Here is a 1,084-nt window from a genome sequence, read left to right as displayed (position 1 = left end):
GCGATGCGCTCCACGGGCGCCGACGTGTGCAGCTCGCCGCCCAGCTCCTCGAACAGGCGCGCCATGCCCTCGGCCATGGCGTACATGCCGCCCGGCATGAACCACACGCCGTAAAGGAGCTCGATCAGCGGGATGATCATGTAGAGCGACGGCCCCTCGTACGGCGAGATGCCGATGTAGAGCGTCTGGAACGCCAGCGCCTTGCGCAGCCGGTCATCGGACACGTAGCGCGACACCGACGAGTACGCGTCTCCCAGCGTGTGCAGACGGAAGCCGGCGATCAGGCTCTTCGGGTTGTAGAAGTCGGTCGGCTTGCGGAACGGGCGCTGCAGGAAGTTGTCCTTGGCGATGCGGAAGCGCTTGTACAGCAGCGCCAGGTACTCGAAGTAGCCCTGCGCATCCGCCTCGCTCACGCCCTCGAGCGTGGCCGTCAGGTCGGACAGGTCGTTCGACAGGCGCGCGCTCGCCCGGGCCGAAGGATATCTCCATGAGCGGCTCGACCTTCCGCAGGGGGATGTAGTCGTCGGGGTCGCGCCCGGCCAGCTCGAACACCTCGCGGTACAGCGCAGGCATCATCACGATGGTGGGCCCCACGTCGAAGGTGAACCCGGCGCCGGTGATGCGGCTCATCTTGCCGCCCACCTGCGGCTCCTTCTCGTACAGCGCCACGTCGTACCCGGCATGCCGCAACCGGACGGCCGCCGCCAGCCCGGCGGCGCCCGCCCCCACCACGATTACCCGTTTCATGCAACTCCTTAGCCGCAAACCGATATGCTATCCGGTTATGGTATGGGTTGCCGCGCGCACGTGCTGCCGGGCGCGCCATCGTAGGGCAAGCCGTTTCGCCTGCGTCAGGCACCCGTTGACGGACCGGCCATTGCGCCAGCCCCCGATTCGGCCGACCGGGCGGCGGAGCCTGTGGTTTCTGGCAGAAATAGCAAGCTGTTCGTCGCTGCATGCGGAACAGCCTCCGGGGTACCGGTCCGAAGAAGATACCGACCAGGGGAAACGGCGAGCGGCGAACAGCAAGGACGTTTGGAGCCCGGTCAGACCGCCGCCTCAGGACGAAAAAGCCCCGATTCTG

The 1,084-nt window shown here is 66.8% G+C and carries 1 protein-coding gene and 1 pseudogene; both read right to left on the bottom strand.

The features are described 5' to 3' along the window. On the bottom strand, positions 1-413 hold a 413-nt coding region (locus GPA_RS20445; protein ID WP_414735674.1), incomplete at its 3' end, for a phytoene desaturase family protein. Between the two features lie 103 nt (positions 414-516). Continuing rightward, positions 517-747 (bottom strand): annotated as a pseudogene (locus GPA_RS20440) (FAD-dependent oxidoreductase); the annotation flags it as partial. Positions 748-1,084: the final 337 nt, after the last annotated feature.

Source organism: Gordonibacter pamelaeae 7-10-1-b (genome assembly GCF_000210055.1).
GTDB lineage: Bacteria > Actinomycetota > Coriobacteriia > Coriobacteriales > Eggerthellaceae > Gordonibacter > Gordonibacter pamelaeae.
This window is presented reverse-complemented; position numbering and strand designations above follow the sequence as displayed.